28 protein-coding genes are annotated in these 24,321 nt (G+C 61.8%); 11 read left to right on the forward strand and 17 right to left on the reverse strand.

The features are described from left to right. Nucleotides 1-5: 5 nt before the first annotated feature. Together AC0IYH_RS23375 and AC0IYH_RS23380 are read right to left on the reverse strand one after the other, a co-directional pair. Nucleotides 6-1,145: an HNH endonuclease gene (locus AC0IYH_RS23375; RefSeq protein WP_471836461.1), complete on the reverse strand. Its 1,140-nt coding sequence runs from the start codon at nucleotides 1,143-1,145 to the stop codon at nucleotides 6-8. A 190-nt stretch (nucleotides 1,146-1,335) separates the two neighbouring features. Beyond that, on the reverse strand, nucleotides 1,336-1,563 hold the full coding sequence (locus tag AC0IYH_RS23380; RefSeq protein WP_471836462.1) for a DUF6124 family protein: 228 nt from the start codon (nucleotides 1,561-1,563) through the stop codon (nucleotides 1,336-1,338). Between the two features lie 448 nt (nucleotides 1,564-2,011). On the opposite strand from AC0IYH_RS23380, the gene ycaC reads away from it, so the two are divergent. Further along, the gene (ycaC, locus tag AC0IYH_RS23385; protein WP_116629420.1) at nucleotides 2,012-2,644 is read left to right on the forward strand and encodes an isochorismate family cysteine hydrolase YcaC; all 633 of its coding nucleotides are present in this window, start codon (nucleotides 2,012-2,014) and stop codon (nucleotides 2,642-2,644) included. A gap of 121 nt (nucleotides 2,645-2,765) precedes the next feature. On the opposite strand, the gene AC0IYH_RS23390 is transcribed toward ycaC, so the two are convergent. Further along, nucleotides 2,766-4,085: a GAF domain-containing hybrid sensor histidine kinase/response regulator gene (locus tag AC0IYH_RS23390; protein ID WP_116629421.1), complete on the reverse strand. Its 1,320-nt coding sequence runs from the start codon at nucleotides 4,083-4,085 to the stop codon at nucleotides 2,766-2,768. A 179-nt stretch (nucleotides 4,086-4,264) separates the two neighbouring features. Next, entirely contained in the window at nucleotides 4,265-5,347 is a 1,083-nt protein-coding gene (locus AC0IYH_RS23395; protein ID WP_471836464.1) for a PDDEXK nuclease domain-containing protein, read from the reverse strand. A 188-nt stretch (nucleotides 5,348-5,535) separates the two neighbouring features. Here AC0IYH_RS23395 and AC0IYH_RS23400 point away from each other — a divergent pair, with 188 nt between their 5' ends. The 7 genes from AC0IYH_RS23400 to AC0IYH_RS23430 all read left to right on the forward strand — a co-directional run bounded on the left by AC0IYH_RS23400 (nucleotide 5,536) and on the right by AC0IYH_RS23430 (nucleotide 12,978). Beyond that, nucleotides 5,536-6,180 (forward strand): NAD(P)H-dependent oxidoreductase, encoded by a 645-nt coding sequence (locus AC0IYH_RS23400; protein ID WP_471836465.1) that lies wholly within the window; start codon nucleotides 5,536-5,538, stop codon nucleotides 6,178-6,180. Beyond that, nucleotides 6,119-6,499 carry a MerR family transcriptional regulator gene (locus AC0IYH_RS23405; protein WP_471836466.1) on the forward strand — a complete coding sequence of 127 codons (381 nt, stop codon included), beginning with the start codon at nucleotides 6,119-6,121 and terminating at the stop codon, nucleotides 6,497-6,499. Before AC0IYH_RS23400 ends, AC0IYH_RS23405 begins: the two co-directional genes overlap by 62 nt. Before the next feature lie 90 nt (nucleotides 6,500-6,589). Continuing rightward, nucleotides 6,590-7,729: a Fic family protein gene (locus AC0IYH_RS23410; protein WP_471836467.1), complete on the forward strand. Its 1,140-nt coding sequence runs from the start codon at nucleotides 6,590-6,592 to the stop codon at nucleotides 7,727-7,729. Between the two features lie 75 nt (nucleotides 7,730-7,804). After that, nucleotides 7,805-8,047 carry an exodeoxyribonuclease VII small subunit gene (locus AC0IYH_RS23415; protein WP_003176346.1) on the forward strand — a complete coding sequence of 81 codons (243 nt, stop codon included), beginning with the start codon at nucleotides 7,805-7,807 and terminating at the stop codon, nucleotides 8,045-8,047. Then, nucleotides 8,044-8,931: a (2E,6E)-farnesyl diphosphate synthase gene (gene ispA / locus AC0IYH_RS23420; RefSeq protein WP_116629426.1), complete on the forward strand. Its 888-nt coding sequence runs from the start codon at nucleotides 8,044-8,046 to the stop codon at nucleotides 8,929-8,931. Before AC0IYH_RS23415 ends, ispA begins: the two co-directional genes overlap by 4 nt. A gap of 110 nt (nucleotides 8,932-9,041) precedes the next feature. Beyond that, on the forward strand, nucleotides 9,042-10,940 hold the full coding sequence (gene dxs / locus AC0IYH_RS23425; protein ID WP_471836469.1) for a 1-deoxy-D-xylulose-5-phosphate synthase: 1,899 nt from the start codon (nucleotides 9,042-9,044) through the stop codon (nucleotides 10,938-10,940). 142 nt (nucleotides 10,941-11,082) lie between these two features. Beyond that, on the forward strand, nucleotides 11,083-12,978 hold the full coding sequence (locus AC0IYH_RS23430) for a TonB-dependent receptor domain-containing protein (RefSeq protein WP_471836470.1): 1,896 nt from the start codon (nucleotides 11,083-11,085) through the stop codon (nucleotides 12,976-12,978). A gap of 7 nt (nucleotides 12,979-12,985) precedes the next feature. Here the strand turns inward: AC0IYH_RS23430 and AC0IYH_RS23435 are convergent, their stop codons facing one another. The 12 genes from AC0IYH_RS23435 to nrdR form a co-directional block, all read right to left on the reverse strand. Further along, entirely contained in the window at nucleotides 12,986-13,339 is a 354-nt protein-coding gene (locus tag AC0IYH_RS23435; RefSeq protein ID WP_116629470.1) for a transcriptional regulator, read from the reverse strand. A 126-nt stretch (nucleotides 13,340-13,465) separates the two neighbouring features. Continuing rightward, a complete protein-coding gene (locus tag AC0IYH_RS23440; RefSeq protein ID WP_471836471.1) occupies nucleotides 13,466-14,266 on the reverse strand; it encodes a cobalamin-binding protein in 801 nt (266 codons plus the stop codon). Further along, nucleotides 14,263-14,682, reverse strand: a complete 420-nt coding sequence (locus AC0IYH_RS23445; RefSeq protein WP_471836472.1) for an MFS transporter — start codon at nucleotides 14,680-14,682, stop codon at nucleotides 14,263-14,265. Before AC0IYH_RS23445 ends, AC0IYH_RS23440 begins: the two co-directional genes overlap by 4 nt. Further along, a complete protein-coding gene (gene ribA / locus AC0IYH_RS23450) occupies nucleotides 14,679-15,296 on the reverse strand; it encodes a GTP cyclohydrolase II (RefSeq protein WP_016978544.1) in 618 nt (205 codons plus the stop codon). Before ribA ends, AC0IYH_RS23445 begins: the two co-directional genes overlap by 4 nt. 129 nt (nucleotides 15,297-15,425) lie before the next feature. Next, nucleotides 15,426-16,142 (reverse strand): substrate-binding periplasmic protein, encoded by a 717-nt coding sequence (locus AC0IYH_RS23455; protein ID WP_471836473.1) that lies wholly within the window; start codon nucleotides 16,140-16,142, stop codon nucleotides 15,426-15,428. 64 nt (nucleotides 16,143-16,206) lie between these two features. Then, the gene (gene thiL, locus AC0IYH_RS23460) at nucleotides 16,207-17,172 is read right to left on the reverse strand and encodes a thiamine-phosphate kinase (protein WP_471836474.1); all 966 of its coding nucleotides are present in this window, start codon (nucleotides 17,170-17,172) and stop codon (nucleotides 16,207-16,209) included. 18 nt (nucleotides 17,173-17,190) lie between these two features. After that, the gene (nusB, locus tag AC0IYH_RS23465; protein WP_101273191.1) at nucleotides 17,191-17,691 is read right to left on the reverse strand and encodes a transcription antitermination factor NusB; all 501 of its coding nucleotides are present in this window, start codon (nucleotides 17,689-17,691) and stop codon (nucleotides 17,191-17,193) included. Next, complete coding sequence (gene ribH / locus AC0IYH_RS23470; protein WP_003176356.1) at nucleotides 17,688-18,164, reverse strand: 6,7-dimethyl-8-ribityllumazine synthase; 477 nt, start codon at nucleotides 18,162-18,164, stop codon at nucleotides 17,688-17,690. Before ribH ends, nusB begins: the two co-directional genes overlap by 4 nt. 88 nt (nucleotides 18,165-18,252) lie before the next feature. Further along, entirely contained in the window at nucleotides 18,253-19,344 is a 1,092-nt protein-coding gene (gene ribBA / locus AC0IYH_RS23475) for a bifunctional 3,4-dihydroxy-2-butanone-4-phosphate synthase/GTP cyclohydrolase II (RefSeq protein WP_471836476.1), read from the reverse strand. Between the two features lie 15 nt (nucleotides 19,345-19,359). Next, nucleotides 19,360-20,022, reverse strand: a complete 663-nt coding sequence (locus AC0IYH_RS23480) for a riboflavin synthase (RefSeq protein WP_116629434.1) — start codon at nucleotides 20,020-20,022, stop codon at nucleotides 19,360-19,362. Between the two features lie 46 nt (nucleotides 20,023-20,068). Beyond that, nucleotides 20,069-21,196 carry a bifunctional diaminohydroxyphosphoribosylaminopyrimidine deaminase/5-amino-6-(5-phosphoribosylamino)uracil reductase RibD gene (ribD, locus tag AC0IYH_RS23485; protein ID WP_471836477.1) on the reverse strand — a complete coding sequence of 376 codons (1,128 nt, stop codon included), beginning with the start codon at nucleotides 21,194-21,196 and terminating at the stop codon, nucleotides 20,069-20,071. Then, nucleotides 21,193-21,663: a transcriptional regulator NrdR gene (gene nrdR, locus AC0IYH_RS23490; protein ID WP_015886108.1), complete on the reverse strand. Its 471-nt coding sequence runs from the start codon at nucleotides 21,661-21,663 to the stop codon at nucleotides 21,193-21,195. The genes ribD and nrdR overlap by 4 nt, the downstream gene beginning before the upstream one ends. A gap of 140 nt (nucleotides 21,664-21,803) precedes the next feature. On the opposite strand from nrdR, the gene AC0IYH_RS23495 reads away from it, so the two are divergent. From AC0IYH_RS23495 to trxA, 3 genes are all read left to right on the forward strand, one after another. After that, entirely contained in the window at nucleotides 21,804-22,259 is a 456-nt protein-coding gene (locus AC0IYH_RS23495) for a YbaY family lipoprotein (protein ID WP_116629436.1), read from the forward strand. Continuing rightward, entirely contained in the window at nucleotides 22,256-22,912 is a 657-nt protein-coding gene (locus AC0IYH_RS23500) for a class I SAM-dependent methyltransferase (RefSeq protein WP_471836479.1), read from the forward strand. The genes AC0IYH_RS23495 and AC0IYH_RS23500 overlap by 4 nt, the downstream gene beginning before the upstream one ends. 135 nt (nucleotides 22,913-23,047) lie before the next feature. Continuing rightward, complete coding sequence (gene trxA, locus AC0IYH_RS23505) at nucleotides 23,048-23,920, forward strand: thioredoxin (RefSeq protein ID WP_116629438.1); 873 nt, start codon at nucleotides 23,048-23,050, stop codon at nucleotides 23,918-23,920. Here trxA and AC0IYH_RS23510 read toward each other — a convergent pair. Further along, a complete protein-coding gene (locus tag AC0IYH_RS23510; protein WP_116629439.1) occupies nucleotides 23,917-24,264 on the reverse strand; it encodes a hypothetical protein in 348 nt (115 codons plus the stop codon). The two genes, trxA and AC0IYH_RS23510, sit on opposite strands and share 4 nt — an antisense overlap. Between the last annotated feature and the right edge of the window lie 57 nt (nucleotides 24,265-24,321).

Raw genomic sequence — 24,321 nt, forward strand, 5'->3', positions numbered from 1 at the left:
TTTCCTTATTCTTTATATACCAGCGCCGCCATGTGCCACCTAAACGCGGCTGGATCTACTCGCAGAGCAATATCGGCAGCCTGCTGTATTTTCTTGCCATGAAGAATTGCCAGTGACTTGTTTTCAGATATGGCCGCAACTGAAGGTGGGACGAAAACTCTGAGGTCATCGCCTACTCCGAAAAGGCCCGAATCGAATGCCCAGTGGTGATTTCGGCAGAGCGCGATGCCATTGCGAACGTCATCAGCCCCCCACTCGGATCGTGGAACCACGTGTGCGGCCTCCACTCCATAGAGACCAGTTGGAGCCAGAAGCCCCGCCCTGCAAATTGCGCAGCGATTGCCGTACTGGGTCAGAACACTTTTTCTGAACGCCAGAGAGCGGGCAACTTTCTTGACTACAGATACGTTGATCTCCGGGTCGCCGTCGAAAAGCGAGAAAGCCGATGTTTGCCTTTCCTTCTCATGCTCAACAGCTTTTTCCAGCTCAAGGGTGAAGGATTCAGGAACCTTCAGAATGTCGAGTACACCCCAGCGACGTTTTCCCGTGAGCTTTAGTGCAGCCGCATGTTGAGGTGTTTTTTGAGGCAGCAGCTCAAGCCGGTAAACATCACAGGAATCTGACTTTCTCTGAAGCAGCAGAATATCCCCTGCACGCGCAGAACCCAGCAGAGGCTTCAGTGCAGAAGTTATTCTGTGCTCCCTTTTAAATCCCCTCCAAGACTGAACCTGGTAACTGGTTCCAACCTCACCAAGGCTGACACCAGCGGCATACAGGTAAGCCGTCAGCGGAATAGCTATGGACGGTTTTTCCTTGCATGGCTGGCCCTGGATTATTGGGAGGTACTGCTGAATAGGTATGGGCACAACCAATCCGGATTGATGCCCACTAGCCTGTCCAGTGTCGTTCATTGCAAGTACTTTAAAAAATGGATGATCCCATCCGGATGACTTACTGGGCATCAATCGGTGCCCGCTCAGCTTCTCTGATGCGACAGCAGAATGATCTGCCTCGAGGAGGGAGATGCGAATAAACGCTTTCCATGCGTGGCAATCCTGCTTACTGTTGAAGTGCGCAGGATAGCCATTGTGTGACTCTGTCGACAACCGGAAGGTAGCCTGACTTTCTGGCCACCCAAAGCTCATCCTCTAATAGCCCGTTCCTTACGAAAGGCCAGCGTGGGGGGATAAGTGGGGGGACGCCAACTAGAAAAAACAAAATATCGTTTAAAAACAATAATATATATAATACAAAAAGCCGCCCACAAGCCGGCTTTTTAATGCCTGCAAGAATGTCAGTGGGCGGCCTATCGGCCTGCCCACCGATCAAATCGTGTTATGCAGCCTTCTGGCACTCCACCGCCCGATCCGCCACCAGCTTCGCCATTTCCACCAGATGCATCACCGCCCTCTGCGGCGCACCCAATGGCTCATCGAGCATTTGCGACGTCGCCACTGCGCATTGCAGCAGCTCAGCCACACGCACCCAGGCGTCTTCAAAGCTCAGTTCTTCATTGACGGTGAATGGGCTGGGGGCACGCGAATCCGAAACAAACTTATCCATAGCAAAACTCCAATCGATAATTTGGAGCTGCCATTTCCCGCGACTAAACGAAAGGCGGCAGCTGTACGCAGGTTAGTCGACCGGTCGATTGGGAACCCGGCGCACCCGAAGGTGCCCTGCGCACAGCCACCATAAGATGCAGGCGAAGGAGTGCCTGACTCATGAATTGCTTATGCGCCAATCGAATCCGGGCGACTAAACCCGATCACTGAATAAGCAGTGACGATCCGCAGCCTAGTCGCGGGATTTTGCTGGCGCAAGCGGCTGGGATTCTCTAGGAAACGTCCTGCAAATGAAAGCGACCGGTACTGCTGGCCAGTCAAGCATTGTCGCGTTTGAGTTGACGGTATTACACGTATCAGCCGATTTATCCCTTTCAGTCCACCCATTAATCTGTGCCCATGTTGAACGCAACGCCAAACCCACTTAAACAAAAAAGGATTCAACCATGAGCACTCCAACCTACAACCGCTTGAACAAAGACGACGCCATCGTGCTGCTGGTCGACCACCAGACCGGCCTGATCTCCCTGGTGCAGGACTTCTCGCCCAACGAGTTCAAGAACAACGTGCTGGCCCTGGCCGACCTGGCCAAGTTCTTCAACTTGCCGACCATCCTCACCACCAGTTTCGAGCAAGGCCCCAACGGCCCGATCGTGCCGGAGTTGAAAGAGATGTTCCCGGACGCGCCGTACATCGCCCGCCCTGGCCAGATTAACGCCTGGGACAACGAAGACTTCGTCAAGGCGATCAAGGCTACCGGCCGCAAGCAAATCATCATCGCCGGTGTGGTCACGGATGTGTGCGTAGCGTTCCCGACACTGTCGGCGCTGGCAGAAGGGTTTGATGTGTTTGTGGTCACCGATGCGTCGGGCACTTTCAACACCACGGTGCAGCAGGCGGCGTGGAACCGCATGACGCAGGCCGGCGCGCAGCTGATGAACTGGTTCTCGGTAGCGTGCGAGTTGCAGGGTGACTGGCGCAACGATATCGAAGGCCTGGGCAACCTGTTGTCCCAGCGCATTCCCAACTACCGCAACTTGATGAATGGTTACTCGGCGCTGTCGGCGCGTAAGGACTGAATCACCTGCCGCTAACCCCAAGCCTGCCCTGAAAAGCAGGCTTTCGGCGTGTCAGCCGTTAGCCGTTAGCCGTTAGCCGTTAGCCGTTAGCCGTTAGCCGTTAGCCGTTAGCCGTTAGCCGTTAGCCGTTAGCCAGGTTGGGGTCGATACGGCCAAGGGCGCGCAGATAGAGGTTCATGGTGGTGCCGGCGCCCGGGGCGGTTTGTACTTTGACCGTGCCGCCTGCACGTTGGGCGAATTCCAGCACCTGGGACAACCCAAGGCCTGTGCCTTTGCCCGCGCATTTGGTGGTGAAGAACGGCTCGAAGACCTTGGCGGCCAACGCCTCGGGCATTCCCGGGCCGTTGTCGGTGATGCTCAGCAGCAGGTAATTGCCAGCGGCCAGCGCTTCGTCCTGCTCGACGCTGACCAGCCGCGAGCTGATGTGCACACGGCCACTGCCGCCCAGCGCATCACGGGCGTTGGCCAGCAGGTTGATGACCGCAGCGCTCAGCTGCGCCTCTTCGCACAACACGCCGGTACCGGCGGCCGCCAGGTCGAGGGAGAGTTCGACGCCGCCCGCGACGGTGCGTAGCAGCACGTCGCGCATGCTGTCGAGGCGCTCGTTGACGTCGATGCACATCAAGTTGGGGCTGTCGTGGCGCACGCTGGCCAGCAGGTGGTTAACCAGCAACCGGCCTTGATCCACCGCCTGCAGGCCCGCATCGCTGAAACGCTCGACGTCCTCGGGCCGACGCGCGCGCAATCGCACCATTTGCAAACTGGCACTCAAGGCTTGCAGCAGGTTGTTGAAGTCGTGGGCGATGCTGGCCGCAACCATCCCAAGCGACGAAACGCGCTTGGCATGATGCATGAATTGTTCGGCCTGGCGCCCCAGCGCCTGGGCTTGGGCGAGTTCGTTTTCCAGGCGGCGGGCGCGCAACTCGCGTTGTTCGCTGAGCAGGCGTAATTGCAGCAACGCGGCGGTCTGCCGGGCCAGCGCCAGCAGGGCATTGTGTTGCGCCACCGACAGCGTGCGGGCCCGAGTGTCGATGACGCAGACCGTGCCCAATGCAAACCCACGATCATCGCGAATCGGCGCACCCGCGTAAAAGCGGATGTACGGTGGCCCCAGCACCAGCGCGCTGTGCTCGAAACGCGAGTCCAGAGTGGCGTCCTCAACCACCAGCACCTCATCGGGTGACAGGATGGCGTGTGCGCAAAATGCCAGGTCGCGGTGCGTCTCACGTACGTCCAGACCGATGCAGGCCTTGAACCACTGGCGGTCTTTGTCCACCAGCGACACCAGCGCAATCGGCACGTCGCACAGGCTGGTTGCCAGCAACACAATGTCATCGAAACCCGGTTCTGGGGTGCTGTCCAGAATGCCCAGGTGTTCCAGGGACCGGAGGCGCTCTTGCTCATTGGCGGGGAGCGGGGCAGGAACATGAGGCATCTGCATACGTCGCGGTCTGATCCAGGGAAAATGATGATGCGTGGGGAACAGCAGCGCAGCAAGGTAAATGAAGAAAACCTTAATACCGTGCGTCTTTTAGGCAACACCAAGGACTGATTGTGGTTTTTTTGACGTTTCGGCGCTGATCGGTGCGTATGAGGCAGTGGGTTAGAAGCACTAGGCCATTATTCGTTCCCAGCCTCGGTGACTGACGTCTTCCTTTGCACGCAAGCATGATCACCGGCCAGCTCACGCTCGATCTGTTCAATGCTGGGCAAGCTGGTTTGCAGCTCCGCCGGCAACGACTCCACCAGTTGATATTCCGCCACACCGATGGGCCGGTTGTTATCGCGTAGCGCGTACTCGGCCACCACTTCATTTTTGCTCTTGCACAACAACAGGCCAATGGTCGGGCCGTCCTGTGGGTGTTTGAGCTGGGCATCCACGGCCGCCAGGTAGAAACTCAATTTACCCAGATGCTCGGGCTTGAACTTGCCGGCCTTGAGTTCAATCACCACGTAGCAACGCAGCTTCACGTGATAGAACAACAGGTCGACGAAGAACTCGTCCCCGCCTACGTCCAGCAGCACCTGCTGGCCGACGAAAGCGAAGCCCGCGCCCAACTCCAATAAGAAGTCGGTGACGTGCTTGATCAAGGCGTTTTCGATATCGCGCTCTTGCGCATCCAGGCCCAGGCTGAGGAAGTCAAAGCGGTAAGGGTCTTTGAGGGATTCGCGTGCCAGGTCGGATTGCGGCTTGGGCAGATGGCTTTCAAAATTGCTCACTGCCTTGCCACTGCGCTCCAACAGGCGGTTTTCGATTTGCATCACCAGCGTGTTGCGCGACCAGCTGTGCTCGATTGCCTGGGCGACGTACCAGCGGCGGGTTTCAGGGCCCGGAAGCTTATCCAGCAGCACCACATTATGACCCCAGGGTAATTGTGCAGCAGCCTGTTGCACAAATTCCAAATTCGGCCACGCCTCGGCAAAAGCACGCATGTACTTAAGGTTACGCGGCGAAAAACCCTTCATCAGGGGAAACGCCCCACGCAAATCCTGAGCAAGGCGTTCAATCACCTTGCTCCCCCAGCCCTGCTCAGCCTGTCGGGTGAGTATATCGTGGCCAATCTGCCAATAAAGCAGCACCAATTCGCGGTTCACCGCCAACGTCGCGCGCTGTTGCGCCGTGTGAATACGGCCTTTCAGGTCACTCAGCCAGTCGCTGTAACCTGCGGGGGGTTTGGTCAAGCCTATAGAGGTTTCGCTCATGCCTGTTTACTCGTAAGTTTTCAGCAGGCTAGACAGGGACCCAGGCTGTCACAAGGCGTCAAACGCGCTACAGGAAGGGCCTCGCACACCTTACAGAAACGTCCTGCTGGCGAGTTGCAACCTATCCCCTTGACTCTCCCCTATACAGCACCCCCTACCCTGAAAGCCCCCTTTTCAGGCCCCGACCCATGACCCAACGCATCCTCGTCATCCTCGGCCACCCGTCCGCCTCCAGCTTCTGTTCGGCCCTTGCCGACGCCTACACCCACGCCGCCAAAACCGCAGGTCATGAGGTGCGTTTCCTAAGATTGGGAGACCTCAATTTCGATCCAACCCTCCACCATGGCTACACCCAGGTGCAACCCCTGGAGCCCGACCTGTTCAGCGCTCAATCCGACATCCTGTGGGCCAGCCATCTGACATTCGTGTTCCCGATCTGGTGGGGCGGCATCCCGGCGTTGATGAAGGGCTTTATCGACCGCATTTTCCTACCCGGCTTTGCCTTTAAATACCGTGCAGGCAAGGCATTCCCCGACAAGCTGCTACACGGCCGAACCGCACACTTGTTGGTGACCCTGGACACGCCGCCGTGGTATTACCGCTGGTTCTACCGTATGCCGGGCGTGCATCAGATGCGCAAGACCACCTTGGCGTTTTGTGGCATCAAGCCGACCAAGACATTACTGCTCGGCCCCGTACTCAAGTCAACGGCAGCACAGCGGGCCAAGTGGCTGAAACAAGCCGGCGCACTATTGGGAAAAGGGAGTTTTCATGTACATCGGCAAAGCCGCGCAATTGTCGGGCACGACCATCAAGGCAATTCGTCACTATGAAGCCATTGGGCTGATGCCAGCGCCGCAGCGCCAGGGCCAGTACCGGGTCTATTCCGAGCAGAGCGTCGAGCGGCTGACGTTTATCAAATGCGCGCAGCAGTTGGGGTTCAAGCTCAAGGAACTGCAGGAGATCCTTAGAGACCATCACGGCGATGAATTACCTTGGAATCGAGCAGATGAGGCGATCGCCAACAAAAAACACCAGTTGGCGGGGCAGATCACCGCATTGCAAAAAATGCAGGCAGGCCTGCTTGAGTTCGAAACCCAGTTGAAAGACGCCCAAGGGCAATGCTCTCAATCCGCGGCTACGCCCTCATGAGTGGACGATGAGCCGAAAAGACGGCACAATCGGCTCACCATGTGAGCCGAATAACCCCTTTATTCGGCTCACGCACTCAGGCATACGTCGATGGATCATCCGAATTGGGTCTGGCAGCACGCAGACTGGCCGCACTTTCACTGGCAACCCGGGCAACTCGCGGCACTGCTGCGCGAGTGCGGGCACGCCCAAGGCAAGCTGCTGGGCATGCTCGGCTCCGTCAGCCACGCGGCCAGCGCGCAGAATGAGTTGGACGCGCTGCTGCAAAACATCCTGACCTCCTCCGCCATCGAGGGTGAGCAATTGAATGTCGGCTCGGTGCGCTCGTCGCTGGCAAGGCGGATGGGCCTGGAGGCGATTCAGGACGGGCAGGTAACCCGTCGCAGCGAAGGCCTCGCCGAGCTGATGATGGATGCCACCGAGCAATTCGCCCAGCCTTTCACCCTCGCGCGTCTGTTGAATTGGCACCACTGGCTGTTCCCGACCGCAGATGCAAGCCTGGCTGCCCGCGCACTCAACGTCGGTGCATTGAGAGGCGATGAGCCAATGCAGGTCGTGTCGGGCAGGCTTGATCAGCCGACCGTCCACTTCGAAGCTCCGCCGCGCCTGGGCCTGGAGCAGGCGCTGGATGATTTCCTGGAGTGGTTCGAAGCCAGCCGCAATCAGCCCGAATTGGACCCGTTGGTGCGTGCCGGCGTGGCGCACTTCTGGTTTGTCACGCTGCACCCATTCGACGACGGCAACGGCCGCCTGACCCGCGCCATCACGGATTTGGCCCTGGCCCAGGGTGAACACCAGGCCGTTCGCTTTTACGCCATGTCGGCCAGCATCCTCGAGGACCGCGCCGGCTATTACCACGCCCTGGAATCCAGCCAGAAGGCCACGCTGGATATCACTGCGTGGCTGGAATGGTTCCTCAACACCTTGTTGCAAAGCTTTCAGCAGGCGATGACGCGAGTCGACCGAGTGCTGCACAAAACCCGCTTCTGGCAACTGCACCAAGGGGCCTCTTTGTCTGCCGAGCAGGTCAAGGTGCTCAACCGCCTGCTCGACGGCGGCGAAAGGGGTTTTGAACACGGGATCAGCGCCGCGCAATACCAGGCGGTGGCGAAGGTGTCCAAGGCGACCGCGACGCGCCACCTGGCCGATCTGCTGGAAAAAAATTGCCTGGTGCGCCTGCCCGGAGGCGGCCGTAGCACGCGCTATCAGGTCAATACCGCGGGCGAGTGACAGCCCCGCTCATTTGCCCAGAATCCGCATGTCTGCTAGTGTCGCGCCGGTTTACCGTCTACCGGAATAGCCGCCATGGCCCGCAAAAAAGTTGCACTCGATTTCGAACAATCCCTCGCCGACCTGCAAACCCTGGTCGAGCGTCTGGAGAACGGCGAGTTGTCGCTGGAAGACTCGCTGACGGCGTTTGAGCAAGGCATCGGCCTGACCCGCGACTGCCAGAGCGCCTTGGCGCAGGCGGAGCAGAAGGTGCAAGTGCTGCTGGAACGTGACGGGGAGTTGGCCGAAGAACCTTTCGATGCGGAACAGCCGGAATGATCGACGCGTATCAGGCCAGTAGCCAAGCCCGGGTGAATGCGGCGCTCGAGCCCTTGTTTGTTGCGCCAAGCCCGGAAATGACGCGCCTGTATGACGCCATGCGCTACAGCGTGATGAACGGCGGCAAACGCGTGCGCCCACTGCTGGCCTACGCCGCCTGCGAAGCGCTCGGCGCGCCGGCCGAGCAGGCCAATGGCGCGGCGTGCGCGGTGGAGCTGATCCACGCCTACTCCCTGGTGCATGACGATTTGCCGGCGATGGACGACGACGATCTGCGTCGCGGCCAACCCACCACCCACAAAGCCTTTGATGAAGCCTATGCGATCCTGGCCGGCGATGGCCTGCAGAGCCTGGCGTTCAGCGCCTTGCTGGACCCGGCCCTGAGCAGCGTCAACGCCGACATCCGCCTGCGCATGGTGACTGCCTTGGCTCACGCCGCAGGCCCGGCCGGCATGGTCGGCGGGCAAGCCATCGACATGGGTTCGGTAAGCCTCAAGCTGGATCAAAAAGCCCTCGAACATATGCATCGCCACAAGACCGGCGCGCTGATCGAAGCCGCCGTGCACCTCGGCGCGCTGGCCAGCGGCCGTGCCGAAGCTGCGCAATTGGCGGCGCTGCAGACCTATTCCCGGGCCATCGGCCTGGCGTTCCAGGTGCAGGACGACATTCTCGACGTAGAAAGTGACACCGCCACCCTGGGCAAGCGCCAAGGCGCCGATATCGCACGGGACAAGCCGACTTATCCTGCGCTGCTCGGGCTTGATGCGGCCAAGGCCTACGCCCTGGAACTGCGCGACCAGGCCCTGGACGCCCTGCGACCTTTCGACGCGGCGGCCGAGCCACTGCGTGACCTGGCGCGGTATATCGTCGAACGCCGCCACTGATATCGGCGGCCATTGCAGCCGCATATCGGCCAAGTTCGGCGCTCTGCGTGGGCAGTTTGCGATGCTTGAGGTAAACTGCCGCCTCTTCTATACCTATAACGATTCGCCTGATGCCCACGACGTTTCAAGAGATTCCCCGCAAGCGCCCATCTACGCCCCTGCTCGACCGTGCTGCCACGCCGGACGGCCTGCGTCGTCTGGGTGAAGCCGAGCTGGAAACCCTGGCCGATGAGTTGCGCCTGGAATTGCTCTACACGGTCGGCCAGACCGGTGGGCATTTCGGTGCCGGCCTGGGCGTCATCGAGCTGACCATCGCCTTGCATTACGTATTCGACACCCCGGACGACCGGCTGGTGTGGGACGTGGGCCATCAGGCGTACCCGCATAAAATCCTCACCGGCCGTCGCGAGCGCATGGGCACCCTGCGCCAGAAGGACGGCCTGGCCGCCTTCCCGCGTCGCGCCGAGAGCGAGTACGACACCTTTGGCGTCGGCCACTCCAGCACCTCCATCAGTGCAGCGCTGGGCATGGCCATTGCCGCCCGCCTGCAAGGCAGCGACCGCAAGGCGATTGCCGTGATCGGTGACGGCGCGCTGACCGCCGGCATGGCCTTCGAAGCGCTGAACCATGCGCCGGAAGTGGACGCCAACATGTTGGTGATCCTCAACGACAACGACATGTCGATCTCGCGCAATGTCGGGGGTTTGTCCAATTACCTGGCCAAAATCCTTTCCAGCCGCACCTACGCCAGCATGCGCGAAGGCAGCAAGAAAGTGCTCTCGCGCCTGCCCGGCGCGTGGGAAATTGCCCGCCGTACCGAGGAATATGCCAAGGGCATGCTGGTCCCCGGCACCCTGTTCGAGGAATTGGGCTGGAACTACATCGGCCCCATCGACGGCCACGACCTGCCGACCCTGATCGCCACCTTGCGCAACATGCGTGACCTCAAGGGCCCGCAGTTCCTGCATATCGTCACCAAGAAAGGCAAAGGCTTCGCCCCGGCGGAAGTCGACCCGATCGGTTACCACGCGATCACCAAGCTCGAACCTGTGGATGCTCCGGCTGCTGCGCCGAAAAAGGCCAGCGGGCCCAAGTATTCCGGTGTGTTTGGCGAATGGCTGTGCGACATGGCCGCCGCCGACTCGCGCCTGGTGGGCATTACCCCGGCGATGAAGGAAGGCTCCGACCTGGTGGCGTTCAGCGAGCGTTTCCCGCTGCGTTACTTCGACGTGGCGATTGCCGAGCAACACGCCGTAACCTTTGCCGCCGGCATGGCCTGTGAAGGCGCCAAGCCGGTGGTTGCGATCTACTCCACCTTCCTGCAGCGCGGCTACGACCAGTTGGTGCATGACGTCGCAGTGCAGAATCTCGACGTACTGTTCGCCATCGACCGCGCCGGCCTGGTGGGCGAAGACGGCCCGACTCACGCCGGCAGCTTCGACCTGTCCTACCTGCGCTGCATCCCCGGCATGCTGGTGATGACGCCGAGCGACGAAAACGAACTGCGCAAAATGCTCAGCACCGGCCACCTGTACAACGGCCCGGCCGCCGTGCGCTACCCACGTGGCAATGGCCCGAATGCAGTGATCGACAAAGACCTGGAGCCGATTGAGATCGGCAAAGGCATCGTGCGCCGCCAAGGCAGCAACGTCGCCTTCCTGGTATTCGGCGTGCAACTGGCCGAAGCGCTCAAAGTGGCCGAGAAGATCGACGCCACCGTGGTCGACATGCGTTTCGTCAAACCTCTGGATGAAGCCCTGGTGCGCGAGATTGCCGGCAGCCATGAGCTGCTGGTGACCGTCGAAGAAAACGCCATCATGGGCGGCGCCGGTGCGGCGGTGAGCGAGTTCCTGGCGCGGGAGAATATCCTCAAGTCAGTGCTGCACCTGGGCTTGCCGGATGTGTACGTGGAACATGCCAAGCCGGCGCAGATGCTGGCGGAATGCGGGCTGGATGAGGCTGGCATCGAGGCATCGGTTCGCGCGCGCATGGCGCTGCTCTCCCTGTAGAAACAGGGATCAAAAATGTGGGAGGGGGCTTGCCCCCGATTGCAGTGTGTCAGTCTCAGTATCTGTAACTGACCCACCGCTATCGGGGGCAAGCCCCCTCCCACATTTGATTTATGCCACCTTCAAACGCCATGGACAGCCCATGAAACGCCTGTATCTCGCCTTGCTGTTGCTCCCCGCCGACGACCTGCTCGCCGACACCTTCGAGCGCGATAACGCCCTCAAGCTCCCCGACGTCGTCATCTCCGCCAACCGCCAGGTCCAGGCCCGCAATGACAGCAGCGCCGCCAACACCGTGTTCACCCGTGACGACATCGACCGCCTGCAGCCCACCAGCCTCACCGACCTGCTGAGCCGCGTGCCCGGCGTGCAAATTGCACCCACTGGTGGTCGTGGCAGCTTGCCGGGCGTGTATATTCGCGGCACCAAGTCCGCACAAAGCCTGGTGCTGGTGGATGGCCAGCGCATCGCCAATACCACCTCCGGCGACAGTGGCCTGCAGTACCTGAACGTCGACCAGATTGAACGCGTGGAAGTGCTGCGCGGCTCACGCTCGGTGATCTACGGCAGCGATGCGATTGGCGGGGTGGTCCAGGTATTTACCCGGCGCAACGCCGAGCAGGGCCTGCAGCCGCGCCTGAAACTGGGGTTTGGCAGCAACCAGACCTGGGAGCGTAGCCTCGGCCTCTCCGGGGGGAATGAGCACACGCGCTTCAATCTGGGCGCAAGCCTGGATGAAACGGCGGGTATCAATTCAACCCATCAGTCATTCCCCAGCGATGGTGACCATGATGCCTATCGCAATCAGTCCCTCAGTTTGAACCTGAGCCATGCCTTCAACGATGCGCTGGAGGTAGGTTTCAACCTGCTGGATAACCGTGGCAAGTCGGAATACGACAACAGCTTTGGCCGCTATGTCGCCACCACCGGGCAAACGGTGGGGCAAAAACCTTACACCGACTACACCGTGAGCAGCGCCGCCAGCTATGTCGACGCCACGCTCAATGAACACTGGCAATCGCGCCTGGAGCTGGGCCACAGCGAGAACCGCGACACCAAGCGCGATACCCTCAGCGATGATTTCAGCGTGTTCAACACCTACCGCGATTCGGTCAACTGGCAGAACGACCTGACGCTGGACGAGCGCAACAGCCTGATCCTCGGCGGCGACTGGTACGAAGACCGCTTCCACGGCTCCACCACCTTCACCGAAAACAGCCGCTGGAACCGCGCGGCGTTTGTGCAGCATCGTTTCCACGGCGACGGGTTCTCCACCGAACTGGGCCTGCGCCGTGATCAGAACCAGCAGTTCGGCGGGCAGAACAGCTGGAGTGGCACCTTGACCTTGCCGGTCAACGCCGACAATGACGTGCTGGTGAGCTACAGCGAAGGCTTTCGCGCGCCCACCTTCAACGACCTGTATTACCCCGACACGCAGTACAGCAACCCCAACCTGCAGCCCGAAACCTCCAAGAGTTATGAGCTGCAATGGCGCAGCCAACTCAGCGACAGCACACGCCTGGAAGCTTCGCTGTACCGCACGGATTTAAGCGACGCGATCATCCTCGACAGCACCAGCAAGCCGCAAAACGTTGCGTCGGCGCGCATCAACGGTTTTGAGGCAGCGCTCAAGCAGGAGCTGTTCGGCTGGCAGGGCAACCTGGGCGTGTCGATCATCGACCCGCGCGACCGCGATACCGGCCACACCCTGGCCCGCCGTGCGCGCCGCACGGTGAACCTGGATCTGGACCGGCAATTCGACAAGCTGGGGCTGGGTGCCAGCTGGCAGGCGATCAGCAGCAGCTATGACGACGAAGACAACCTCAATCGCCTGGGCGGTTACGCGCTGCTCGGGTTGCGCAGCAGCTGGGTGGTCAATCATGAGGTGAGTGTTTCGCTTAAGGTCGACAACCTGCTGGACCGCCAATATGCCCGGGCCCGCTATAGCTATAACGCCGCAGACTTTTCCAACAACCAGGACTACCGCGAAGAGGGTCGGGCCTGGATGCTGGGGCTGACGTGGACGCCGCAGTTGTAGCGGCCTGTTACTTCTGTCGCGGCTGCCGGTTGGGGTTTACATTCCCCGCCTTGATTGCCTGGGCGCACGTCGCGAACCCATACGCGTTGACCGCACCGGCGTCGGTAAAGCCGACATACATATCCTGGCGCTTACCCTTGTTTTCAAGCTCATAGTCAAAGCACTGTGAACCGCCAGTACCCACGGACGTAGTGCGCTTGGGTTGCTGGATCGCAAGCAGGTCCTGCTTGGTGGCCCCGAGCTGTTCGGCCTTGGTGTAAACGGGATTGTCGGCAAAATTCATCAAGGTCGAGACACCTTCCAGCATGCTGCAACCGCTCAGCAAAATGGCAGTGGAAATACCGATGATCAAACGGCGCATGGCCAGCTCCTCCAGGTGATAGATCGCCATGCAGCAGGCATGACGGGCACCAGAGTAACGCCCTGCCGCCAGCCTTCCCCCGCAGACGATTCTTAATAACCGGTAGGAAAATACATCTGGTTCACCCTAGCGTTGCGGCGCAATCAACGCGCAGAGTTTCGCCACCGCCTCGACCATCTGCCCACTGGGCCGCTCCAGGCCTTTGTCGGGCACGACCAGCAATTGCCCTTGCGCCACGGCAGCGATTTGCGGCCAGGCCTTCCAGGCGTCGAGCTGGGCCTGGTCGCCCGCCAGGATCATCTCGGGGTCACGCTGCAACACTGACTCGATGCCCACCTGCGGCGCAGGCAGCTTCAGGTCGTCAAACACATTGCGCGCACCGCACACACCCAACGCGTCGCTGATGATCTGCCCGCCGCCCACGGTGTACAGCGGCTGGTTCCACACTTGGTAAAAGACCCGCAATGGCTCGGTGCGCTGATAGCGCTGGCGTAGTTCGGCGAGGCGCTGGCGCAACTGCGCGGCCAGCTGCCGGCCCGCGTCTTCGCGGCCCAATTGCTGCGCAATGGCTTGGACCTGAGTGGTCAGTTGTTCAATGCTATGGGGTTCGGCGACATACACCGGGATATTCAGACGCTGCAATTGCTGACGCTGGGCCGGGCCGACGCTGCCGGGCCACAGCAGGATCAGGTCGGGCTTGAGGCTGACCAGCCGTTCCATGTCGAGCTGGCCGTAATGCCCCACCGACGCGACATCGGCCAACGCCGTCGGCCGCTCGCCGCCATCGAGCACGCCCACCAGCAGGTCGGCCGCGCCCAGTTCAACCACGATTTCAGACAGCGAAGGCGCCAGGCTCACCACACGTTCGACCGCCGAGGCCTGGGCACTCAGCGCCAGCAACAGAAGCGCCAGCCAGCGAGCCATCATCCCAGCTGGCGGGGAATGCGATAGAGGTAAAACAGCACCATCGTCGACAGCGCCAGCAGAAACAACGGCACCGCTTCCAGGCCAACGAACACCGCCAGCGCACCGATCCAGGCTGGTCCGGCGGCCACCAGCAACGCCGTGCGCCGACGAGCCGCGAGGGTGATCCAGGCAGCCGGTTCTTCGGGGGTATCAAGGGCTTTGGAGGTGGCGATCAGCGCGTGTTTATAGCCGTTGAAATAGCGCAGGCTCAGAAACATCGAGGCCACGCCAGCGATAAAGAACGGCATGGCCAACACGGGCAGCAGGGACTCGGCCTGGCCAAACACCAGGTTGATGACGAACAAAGGCAGCAGCGCCAGGGCCAGGTACTGCCACCAGTTGAAAGACAGTCGCCGTTTCACCTGGCCACGAGTCACGCGCGGTCGACCTCGCCCTGATGCTCGTTGCCCATCATGTGGTCGAGCTTGCTGGCCTTGGTGGCCAGGTAGAGTTTGTTGTGCGGGTTGTGCCCGGTGTGCAGCGGCACACGCTCGGCGACGGTGATGCCCATCTCGGTCAAGGCTTTGACCTTGCGCGGGTTGTTTGTCATCAGGCGCAGGGATTTCACGCCCAGATGCTCCAGCATCGGCAGGCAGATCGCGTAGTCACGCTGGTCGGCGGCAAAGCCCAGGCGCTCGTTGGCTTCGACGGTATCGGCGCCGCCGTCTTGCAGCTCGTAGGCGCGGATCTTGTTCATCAGGCCAATGCCACGGCCTTCCTGACGCAAGTACAGCAGCACGCCACGGCCTTCGCGTGCGATGGCGCGCATGGCGGCTTCCAGTTGTGAACCGCAGTCGCAACGCTGGCTGAACAGTGCGTCGCCGGTCAGGCACTCGGAGTGCACACGCCCCAGCACCGGCGCGCCATCAGCGATATCACCCAGGCTCAGCACAACGTGCTCGCGCCCGGTGGCTTCTTCGAGAAAACCGTTCATGGTGAACGTGGCAAAAGGGGTAGGCAGCTTGGAAGCAGCGACGAAAACGACGGGCACCGTGTGCTCCTGATCTCAGGTTTTACAAAGGCGGCTATTGTAACAGTACGTTCCTACAGACGCTTAAGCTGAATTATCGCTGATAAAGATCAATCGGTTCGATTGGCCTTCGTCCTGGTTCTATGCAACTCAGAACGGATAAGCCTGGTGCCAGCGCTCGAAAATCGGCCTGAGCTCGCCGCTTGCTATCAAGGCGGCCATACGCTGGTCGAACACGCCCGCCAACGCTCTGCCTCGCTCGTTGTCGGTAAACCCGATATAGAGCGGTAATTCGACGATGGGGCTGAGCTTGAATTGCGTGGGATCTTTCGCCTGGCTGAGTACGAATTTGGACTCAGTAAGAGAGTCGATGTAAAAGTCCGCCCTGGCATGCTCGAGCATCGGCAGGATGCCATCCCGGCGCTCGATCTGGTTGAAGCGTTGTACGTTGGGCAAATAGGCCTCGAACTTGTAGCCACGCACCCAAGCCAGGCGGTAATTGGCCAGCGTCGCCATAGTCGGCGTCGGGGCAGTAGCCAGCCCCAGCGCATAGATATGGTCGGAATCGTAGCGCCATTTTGGGTACACCACGCCTTTGACTTCATCACGATAGGAACCGACCCAGCCATCCACCTCGCCGCGCTGGGCCAAGCCGACCGAGCGGGTATAAGGCACGCTGCGGGTTTGCAGCTTGATCCCGGCCGGCTCGAACACCTGTCGCAGCACGTCCCAGGCCAGGCCGCTGCCGTCGGCGTTGGTGTAGTCGTCCCAGGCTTCGCTGGCCAGCAGGACCTTGCCGGGCACCTGTGCCTGCGCAAGGGCCGTAAAGGCACAGAGCAGTATCAGCAGCCAACGGCGCACATCCATAGTGGTGACCTCCTACAGGTCTTGCGTCCATTTGACTGCATAGAGGTTAGCGCAGCTCACCGATTCAGGGCGTCTCGCGAAAATGCTGATAGCCGCGCACGGCCGGGGTGATGTCCTGCCCATGGGTGTCGAGCAGCGTTACGCCCTGCCCTGCCTCGACCCGGCCGATCACATGGACCGGCCAGCCGCCGGCCAGCAAGGGTGCCAACTCGACGGGCGGTAGGGTAAACGCCAGCACATAGTCGTCGCCGCCGCTCAAAGCCGCCACCCTCGCCGCGTCATCGCCGACAAACGCCAGCAGCGCCAGAGACAACGGCAACCGCTGGCGCTCGATCAACAGGCTGACAGCCGATGCCTTGGCGATATGCCCGCAATCGGCCAACAGCCCGTCGGAGATATCCATCGCGGACGTGGCCTTGCCGCGCAGCGCCAGCCCGAGGGCCAACTGCGGTTGCGGCGACCAGTAGTGCGCCAGCAACGGGTCGGCAATGGCCGCGTCGGCGCTGCGCTGGCCCAATACCAGCGGCAAGGCGCCGGCGGCATTGCCCAGTTCCCCGCCAACGCACAGCAAGTCGCCTGGCTGCGCGCCGCTGCGGGTCAACGCCTGCCCGGCCGGCAGCCGACCAAACACGGTCAGGGTCAGGCTCAGCGGGCCCCGCGTGGTATCGCCACCCACCAGGCCGACGCCGCAGCTTTGCGCCATGGCGTTCAAACCCTGGGCATAGCGTTGCAGCCAATCGGCATCGACGGTCGGCGTAGTGAGCGCGAGGGTAAACGCGAGGGGGTGGGCGCCCATGGCAGCCAGGTCGCTCACCGCCACGGCCAGCGAGCGCTGGCCGAGCAGAAAGGGGTCGCAGGGGTCGGCAAAATGCACCCCGGCCACCAAGGTATCGGTGGAGATTGCCAGTTGCTCCCCAGGCGGGAGCGCCAGCAAGGCGCAGTCGTCGCCGATCCCCAGGGCAATGCCTTCGCCGCCTTGCGCACAGGGCGCGGCGGCGAAGTATTTGTGGATCAGCTCAAACTCGCCCATGGGGAACCCAAGCGCAACTTAGCGCTTGTGTTCCTTCACTTCGGCTTCACGCAGGCGCGGGGCCAGCTTGTCGAGCACGCCGTTGACAAACTTGTGGCCGTCGGTCGAACCGTAGACTTTCGCCAGCTCGATACCTTCGTTGATGACCACGCGGTACGGCACGTCGACGCGCTTGAGCAGCTCCCAGGTGGACAGGCGCAATACGGCCAGTTCAACCGGGTCCAGCTCTTCAAGGGTCAGGTCCAGGCACGGCGACAGGGCTGCATCGATCTCGGTCAGGTTGGCCGGAACCCCGTGCAGGATGTCGTGGAAGTAGCTCTGGTCGGCAAAGGTGAAGTCGTTATCGACGCGGAACTGCGCTTCGATCTCGTTCAGCGACGTGCCGGCCATGTGGCGCTGGTACAACGCCTGGGTCGCGAGCTGGCGGGCAGCACGGCGCTTTTCGCTTTTCGACGGCTTGCCGGCATCGGCTGGACGCTCATCGCGTGGGTTGAAACGATCGCTCTCGTCGGAAATCACTTGGCCTCCAACTGCGACAGCAGGCTAACCATTTCCAGGGCGGACAAGGCAGCTTCAGCGCCCTTGTTACCGGCCTTGGTGCCGGAACGCTCGATGGCTTGCTCGATGGAATCCACGGTCAGTACGCCGAAGGCAACTGGCACGCCGAACTCCATGGACACCTGGGCCAGGCCCTTGGTGCATTCGCCGGCCACGTATTCGAAGTGCGGAGTACCGCCACGAATCACCGCGCCCAGGGCGATGATCGCCGCGTATTCACCCTGCTGTGCAACTTTTTGCGCAACCAGTGGAATTTCGAAGGCGCCAGGGGCGCGGATGATCGTGATGTCGCTCTCGCTCACACCGTGGCGAACCAGGGCGTCCACGGCACCGCTTACCAGGCTTTCAACCACGAAGCTGTTGAAGCGGCCAACCACCAGGGCATAGCGGCCTTTGGGGGCGATGAAGGTACCTTCGATGGTCTTCAGGGTCATTCGACAAATCTCTTAAAGAGCCGGGACGCGAAAAGTGCGTCCCTCAGTGATGATTTAACCGCGAACAAGGGGCAAAAAACGCCGGGCTTTATTCGGAGGGCACGTATTCTACAACTTCCAGGTCGAATCCGGATATCGCATTAAATTTCATCGGTGCGCTCATCAGGCGCATTTTGCGCACGCCGAGGTCGCGCAGGATCTGCGAACCGGCACCGACGATGCTGTAGGTGGTCGGCGTCTTGACCTGGGTGTGCTCGGCGGTTTCGCGAATATGCGCGAGCAATACGTCGCCATCCACCGGGTTGCCCAACAGCAACACCACGCCGCTGCCTGCCTCGGAAACCGCGGACATGGCGGCGCGCAGGCTCCAGCGGCCCGGCTGCTTGACCATCAGCAGGTCGCGCAACGGGTCCATGTTGTGCACGCGCACCAGGGTCGGTTCGTCGGCGCAAATGGTGCCCAGGGTCAGGGCCATGTGCACGTCGCCTTCGACTGAATCACGGTAGGTCACCAAATTGAATTGGCCCAGTTCGCTGTCCAGTGGCTGCTCGGCAATCCGCTGAACGGTACGTTCGTGGATCATGCGGTAGTGAATCAGGTCGGCAATGGTGCCGATCTTGATGTCGTGTTCGGCGGCAAAGGCTTCGAGTTCGGCGCGACGGGCCATGGTGCCGTCGTCGTTCATCACTTCGCAGATCACCCCGCTCGGCTCGAAACCGGCCATGCGCGCGAGGTCGCAGGCGGCTTCGGTGTGGCCGGCGCGCGCGAGGGTGCCGCCCGGTTGGGCCATCAACGGGAAGATGTGGCCCGGGCTGACGATATCTTCAGCCTTGGCGTCTTTGGCGGCCGCCGCTTGCACGGTGCGCGCGCGGTCAGCAGCAGAAATACCGGTGGTGACGCCGGTGGTCGCTTCAATCGACACGGTGAACTTGGTGCCGAAACCCGACCCATTGCGCGGCGCCATCAACGGCAGCTTGAGCAGTTCGCAACGCTCGCGGCTCATGGGCATGCAGATCAGCCCACGGGCGTGCTTGGCCATGAAGTTGATGTGCTCGGGCTTGCAGGCCTCGGCGGCCATGATGATGTCGCCTTCGTTCTCGCGGTCTTCGTCATCCATCAGGATGACCATCTTGCCTTGGCGGATGTCTTCAACCAGTTCTTCGATGTTATTGAGCGCCACGCGGCACCCCCTTGGTCAGGATTTCAGGTAGCCGTTAGCGGCCAGAAAACTTTCGGTGATGTTGCTACCGGTTGGCTCTGCGGCCTTATCGCCCAACAACAGGCGCTCCAGGTAACGGGCAAGCAAGTCGACTTCCAGGTTCACCCGGCGACCTGGCTGGTACGAGGCCATGATGGTTTCGCTGAGGGTGTGGGGAATGATGGTCAGTTCGAATTCGGCGCCATTCACGGCGTTCACGGTCAGGCTGGTGCCGTCGACGGTGATCGAGCCTTTGTGGGCGATGTACTTGGCCAGCTCTTTCGGCGCGCGGATGCGGAATTCCACGGCACGCGCGTTTTCGCTGCGGGCAACCACTTCGCCGACGCCGTCGACGTGGCCGCTGACCAGGTGGCCACCCAGGCGCGTGGTGGGGGTCAGGGCTTTTTCCAGGTTGACCGGGCTGCCGGCCTTGAGGTCGTTCATCGCGGTGCAGTCGAGGGTTTCGCGGCTGACGTCGGCGGCAAAGCCGTTGCCCGGCAACTCGATGACGGTCAGGCACACGCCGCTGACGGCGATGCTGTCGCCCAGCTTGACGTCGCCCAAGTCGAGCTTGCCGGTTTCAACCAGCAGGCGCACGTCGCCACCCTTTGGGGTCATGGCGCGGATGCTGCCGATGGATTCGATAATGCCGGTGAACATGGCCTTCTCCAAAAATACGGGGGCCGCGCTGAGCGCAGGCGGGAAATTATACGCTCGCTGCTGGCACAGGGATGGCAGTGACTCGCCAGTCGTCGCCTACAGCGCGCATTTCAGTGATCTTGAGTTGGGGGGCGTCGGACAGTTTCTCAAGCGGCCAGTCGAGCAAAGGCCGCGCGGCGGAGCCGAGGAACTTGCCGGCGACGAATATCACGTATTCGTCTACCAACCCCTGCTGGGCAAACGCGCCGGCCAGGCTCGGGCCGGCTTCCACCAGCACTTCGTTGACGCCACGGGCGGCCAGCGCCACCAGCGCCGAGCGCAGGTCGACCTGGCCTTCGACGCCCGGCACCACCAGGCACTCGGGGCCACGCGGGAACTGGTTTTCCGCAGTCACGCAGGTGATGACCAGCGCGGGACCGGCCTTGAAAAACGGCGCGTTGAGCGGCACCCGCAGGCGCCCGTCAATCAGCACGCGCAACGGCGGGCGCGACATGGCCAGGGCGGTGGTTTCTGCATCCAGGCCCAACTCGGCGGCACGCACGGTGAGACGCGCGCCATCGGCCAGTACTGTGTCGGCACCGGTCAGCACCACGCTGGCCTCGGCGCGCAGGCGCTGCACGGCGGCGCGGGCGGCGGGGCCGGTGATCCATTGGCTTTCGCCGCTGGCCATCGCGGTACGGCCGTCCAGGCTCATCGCCAGCTTGACCCGCACAAACGGCAGGCCATGTTCCATACGCTTGAGGAAGCCTCTATTGAGAGTCCTGGCTTCACTTTCCAACACACCGCTGCGCACGTCGATCCCGGCCTGGGCCAGGCGCTGCATGCCGCGCCCGGCGACGTCCGGGTTAGGGTCCTGCATCGCCGCGACCACCCGAGCCAACCCGGCACTCACCAGCGCATCGGCGCACGGCGGGGTATGACCATAGTGGCTGCAAGGTTCGAGGGTCACATAGGCGGTGGCGCCGCGCGCTTTGTCACCGGCAGCGCGCAGGGCATGGACTTCGGCATGCGGTTCGCCGGTGCGCACATGCCAGCCTTCGCCGACAATCTGCCCATCGCGGACAATCACGCAGCCAACACGCGGGTTGGGATGGGTGGTGTACACGCCCTTGCGCGCCAGTTCGAGGGCGCGGGCCATGTAATGGGCGTCGAGGACGGCTTGCTCTGGATTCATTCTTTGGCAGGCTCACGGGCCAGGCGGTCGATCTCTTCGCGGAACTCATTGAGGTCCTGGAAGCGTCGATACACCGAGGCGAAACGGATATAGGCGACTTCGTCGAGCTTTTGCAGCTCGCCCATCACCAGCTCTCCAACCACCAGGCTCTTGACCTCGCGCTCGCCGGTCGCACGTAGCTTGTGCTTGATATGCACCAGCGCCGCTTCCAGCCGCTCGACACTCACCGGGCGTTTTTCCAGGGCGCGCTGCATACCGGCGCGCAGTTTTTCTTCGTCGAAAGGCTGGCGGCTGCCGTCGGACTTGATCAGACGGGGCAATACCAGTTCGGCGGTTTCGAAGGTGGTGAAACGTTCACCGCAGCCAGAGGCCAGGCATTCGCGCCGGCGACGCACTTGATCGCCCTCGGCGACCAGACGCGAGTCAATGACCTTGGTGTCGTTGGCACCGCAGAAGGGACAGTGCATGGTTGGCAGGCAACAAAAAATGGGAGGGCCATGGTAGCGCATCCCCGTGGCAAGACAAGCCATAGCCTTTACGGTATATAGGCTGACTATTATGTTTCGTATTTTTCAAGCCACGGATTTTGTCCTTTCTGGAGCCGTACATGCAGTTACGACCACTGGTTTTGCTCACGTTGTTCAGTTTTCTGGTCGCCTGCAGCAGCGAAGCCCCCAAGCCCGCAGCCCCACAACCGGTGCCTGCGCAAGAGAAAAAAGTCCCGGGCATAGAAGATATGGGCCCCCTGCCCGCCTTCCAGCGGGAAATCAGCGGCAGCCTTACCAACGTGCCGGCCGGCGCCGAAGTCGAGATGGCGTTGCTGGTGATCGATGATCGCTCGCGTCCACAACAACTGCTGGCCAGCAGTGTGCTGACCGGCAACGGCCAGCCCCTGGCCTTCCGCTTGCGCTACAACCCGGAGGCCTTCCCGGCCGGTGCGCGGGTTGAATTGCGCGGTCGTGCCAGCCAGTCGGGCCAGTTGATCCTGCACCTGCCCGCCGTGCGCATCACCCAGCCGATCACCCAGACCACCGGCCCCCTGCAACTCGTCAAGGCGCCATGACCCCACCGCTGGCCCTGCAAGCGGCGCTGAGCGAGCTGATCGGCGACGCGCAATTGGTGCCCTGCCCGTTGCCGGGCACCGCGCTGTCGTTGTGGCTGCTGGACGCGGACAACATGGACCGCGCCTTCAGCCCCGAAGAAACCCGGCGCATCCTGCACGAACCGCCGTACTGGAGCTTCTGCTGGGCCAGCGGCCTCGCCTTGGCACGCTACCTGGCGGCGAACCCCGAGTGGGTCGCGGGCAAACGCGTGCTGGATTTCGGCGCGGGTTCCGGTGTGGCCGGAATCGCGGCCTTCAAGGCTGGCGCTCTGGAAGTGGTGGCCTGCGACCTGGACCCATTGGCGCTGGCATCCTGTCGAGCAAATGCCGAACTGAACAATGTCGAACTGAATTACTCCGCCGACTTCTTCGCCGAAGCCGACCGCTTCGACCTGATCCTGGTCGCCGACGTCCTCTACGACCGCGCCAACCTGCCGCTGCTGGACCACTTCCTCAGCCGTGGCCGCGAAGCATTGGTGGCGGATTCGCGCGTGCGCGACTTTCAGCACCCGGCTTATCAGCGCTTGGAAATACTCGATGCATTGACGTTGCCCGACCTGGCCGAGCCGTGGGAGTTTCGCAAGGTGAGCCTGTACCATTCGCGGCGCTCATGAGGCCATCGCGGGCAAGCCCCCTCCCACAGTTGAGCCCATTCCCCTGTGGGAGTGGGCTTGCCCGCGATAGCGCACTTTCAGCCAAACCCGCCAGCCCTTATAGTTGCCCCATTCCCGCTTTATTCGAGACGCACAATGAGCAATCCCTCGCCGTACATCTTCGATGTCACCACTGCCAATTTTGACCAGGCGGTGATCCAGAACTCCTTCGAAAAACCCGTGCTGGTGGATTTCTGGGCCGAGTGGTGCGCGCCGTGCAAGGCGTTGATGCCGATGCTGGCGCAGATTACCGAGAGTTATCAGGGCGAGCTGTTGCTGGCCAAGGTCGATTGCGAGGCCGAGCAGGACATCGTTGCGCGCTTTGGCATTCAAAGCTTGCCGACGGTGGTGCTGTTCAAGGATGGCCAGCCGGTGGACGGGTTTGCCGGGGCGCAGCCGGAGTCGGCGGTGCGCAAGCTGCTGGAGCCGCATGTGCAGATGCCACCGCCGGCGGCCGCCAACCCGCTGGAACAGGCCCAGGCGCTGTTTGCCGAAGGCCGTATCAGCGATGCCGAAGCCGTGCTGGTGACCTTGCTGGGCGAGGACAACACCAACGCCGCCGCGCTGATTCTGTACGCACGTTGCCTGGCCGAGCGCGGTGAGCTGGGTGAAGCCCAGGCCGTGCTGGACGCGGTGAAAAGCGACGACCACAAGGCCGCCCTCGCCGGGGCCAAGGCGCAGATCACCTTCCTGCGCCAGGCCGCCGACTTGCCCGACGCCGCCGACTTGAAAAGCCGCCTGGCGCAAAACCCGCAGGACGATGAAGCCGCCTATCAGTTGAGCATCCAGCAACTGGCGCGCCAGCAGTACGACGCGGCGCTGGAAGGTTTGCTCAAGTTGTTTATCCGCAACCGCAGCTACAGCGAAGGCCTGCCGCACAAGACCCTGCTGCAGGTGTTCGAACTGCTGGGCAATGACCACCCGCTGGTCACCGTATACCGCCGCAAGCTGTTCGCCGCGCTGTACTAATCGCCGACCCAGCTGTACAGCGGCGTATCCCCGCCGCTGCTCACCTTGACCTTGGCACTATGGCGCAGGCGCACCAGCAGGCGCTTGCCCGCCGAGGCGTCTCCCGCCAGGCCTTCCAACTGGTCGAGCAATTCCAGGCCATTGAGTTGCCCGGCGTTGCGCAACAGGTCCTGGGCGTTCTGCCACAAGTCATCATTGTGCTTGACCGGCGCCGCCGGCGCGGCCGCAGCGGTGGCCACAGGCGTTGCCTGCAACTGCACACCCAGGCGCGCCCAATCGTCGTCATCCAGTTCCAGGGTCAAGTCCACCGGCCAGTCGCCGACGGTTCCACGAATTCGCAACATCGTCCGTACTCCTGCACTTTTTCTGACAGGCATGCTCCCATGCGGCTTGCGCAACGC

The organism is Pseudomonas sp. AC463, from assembly GCF_979253585.1.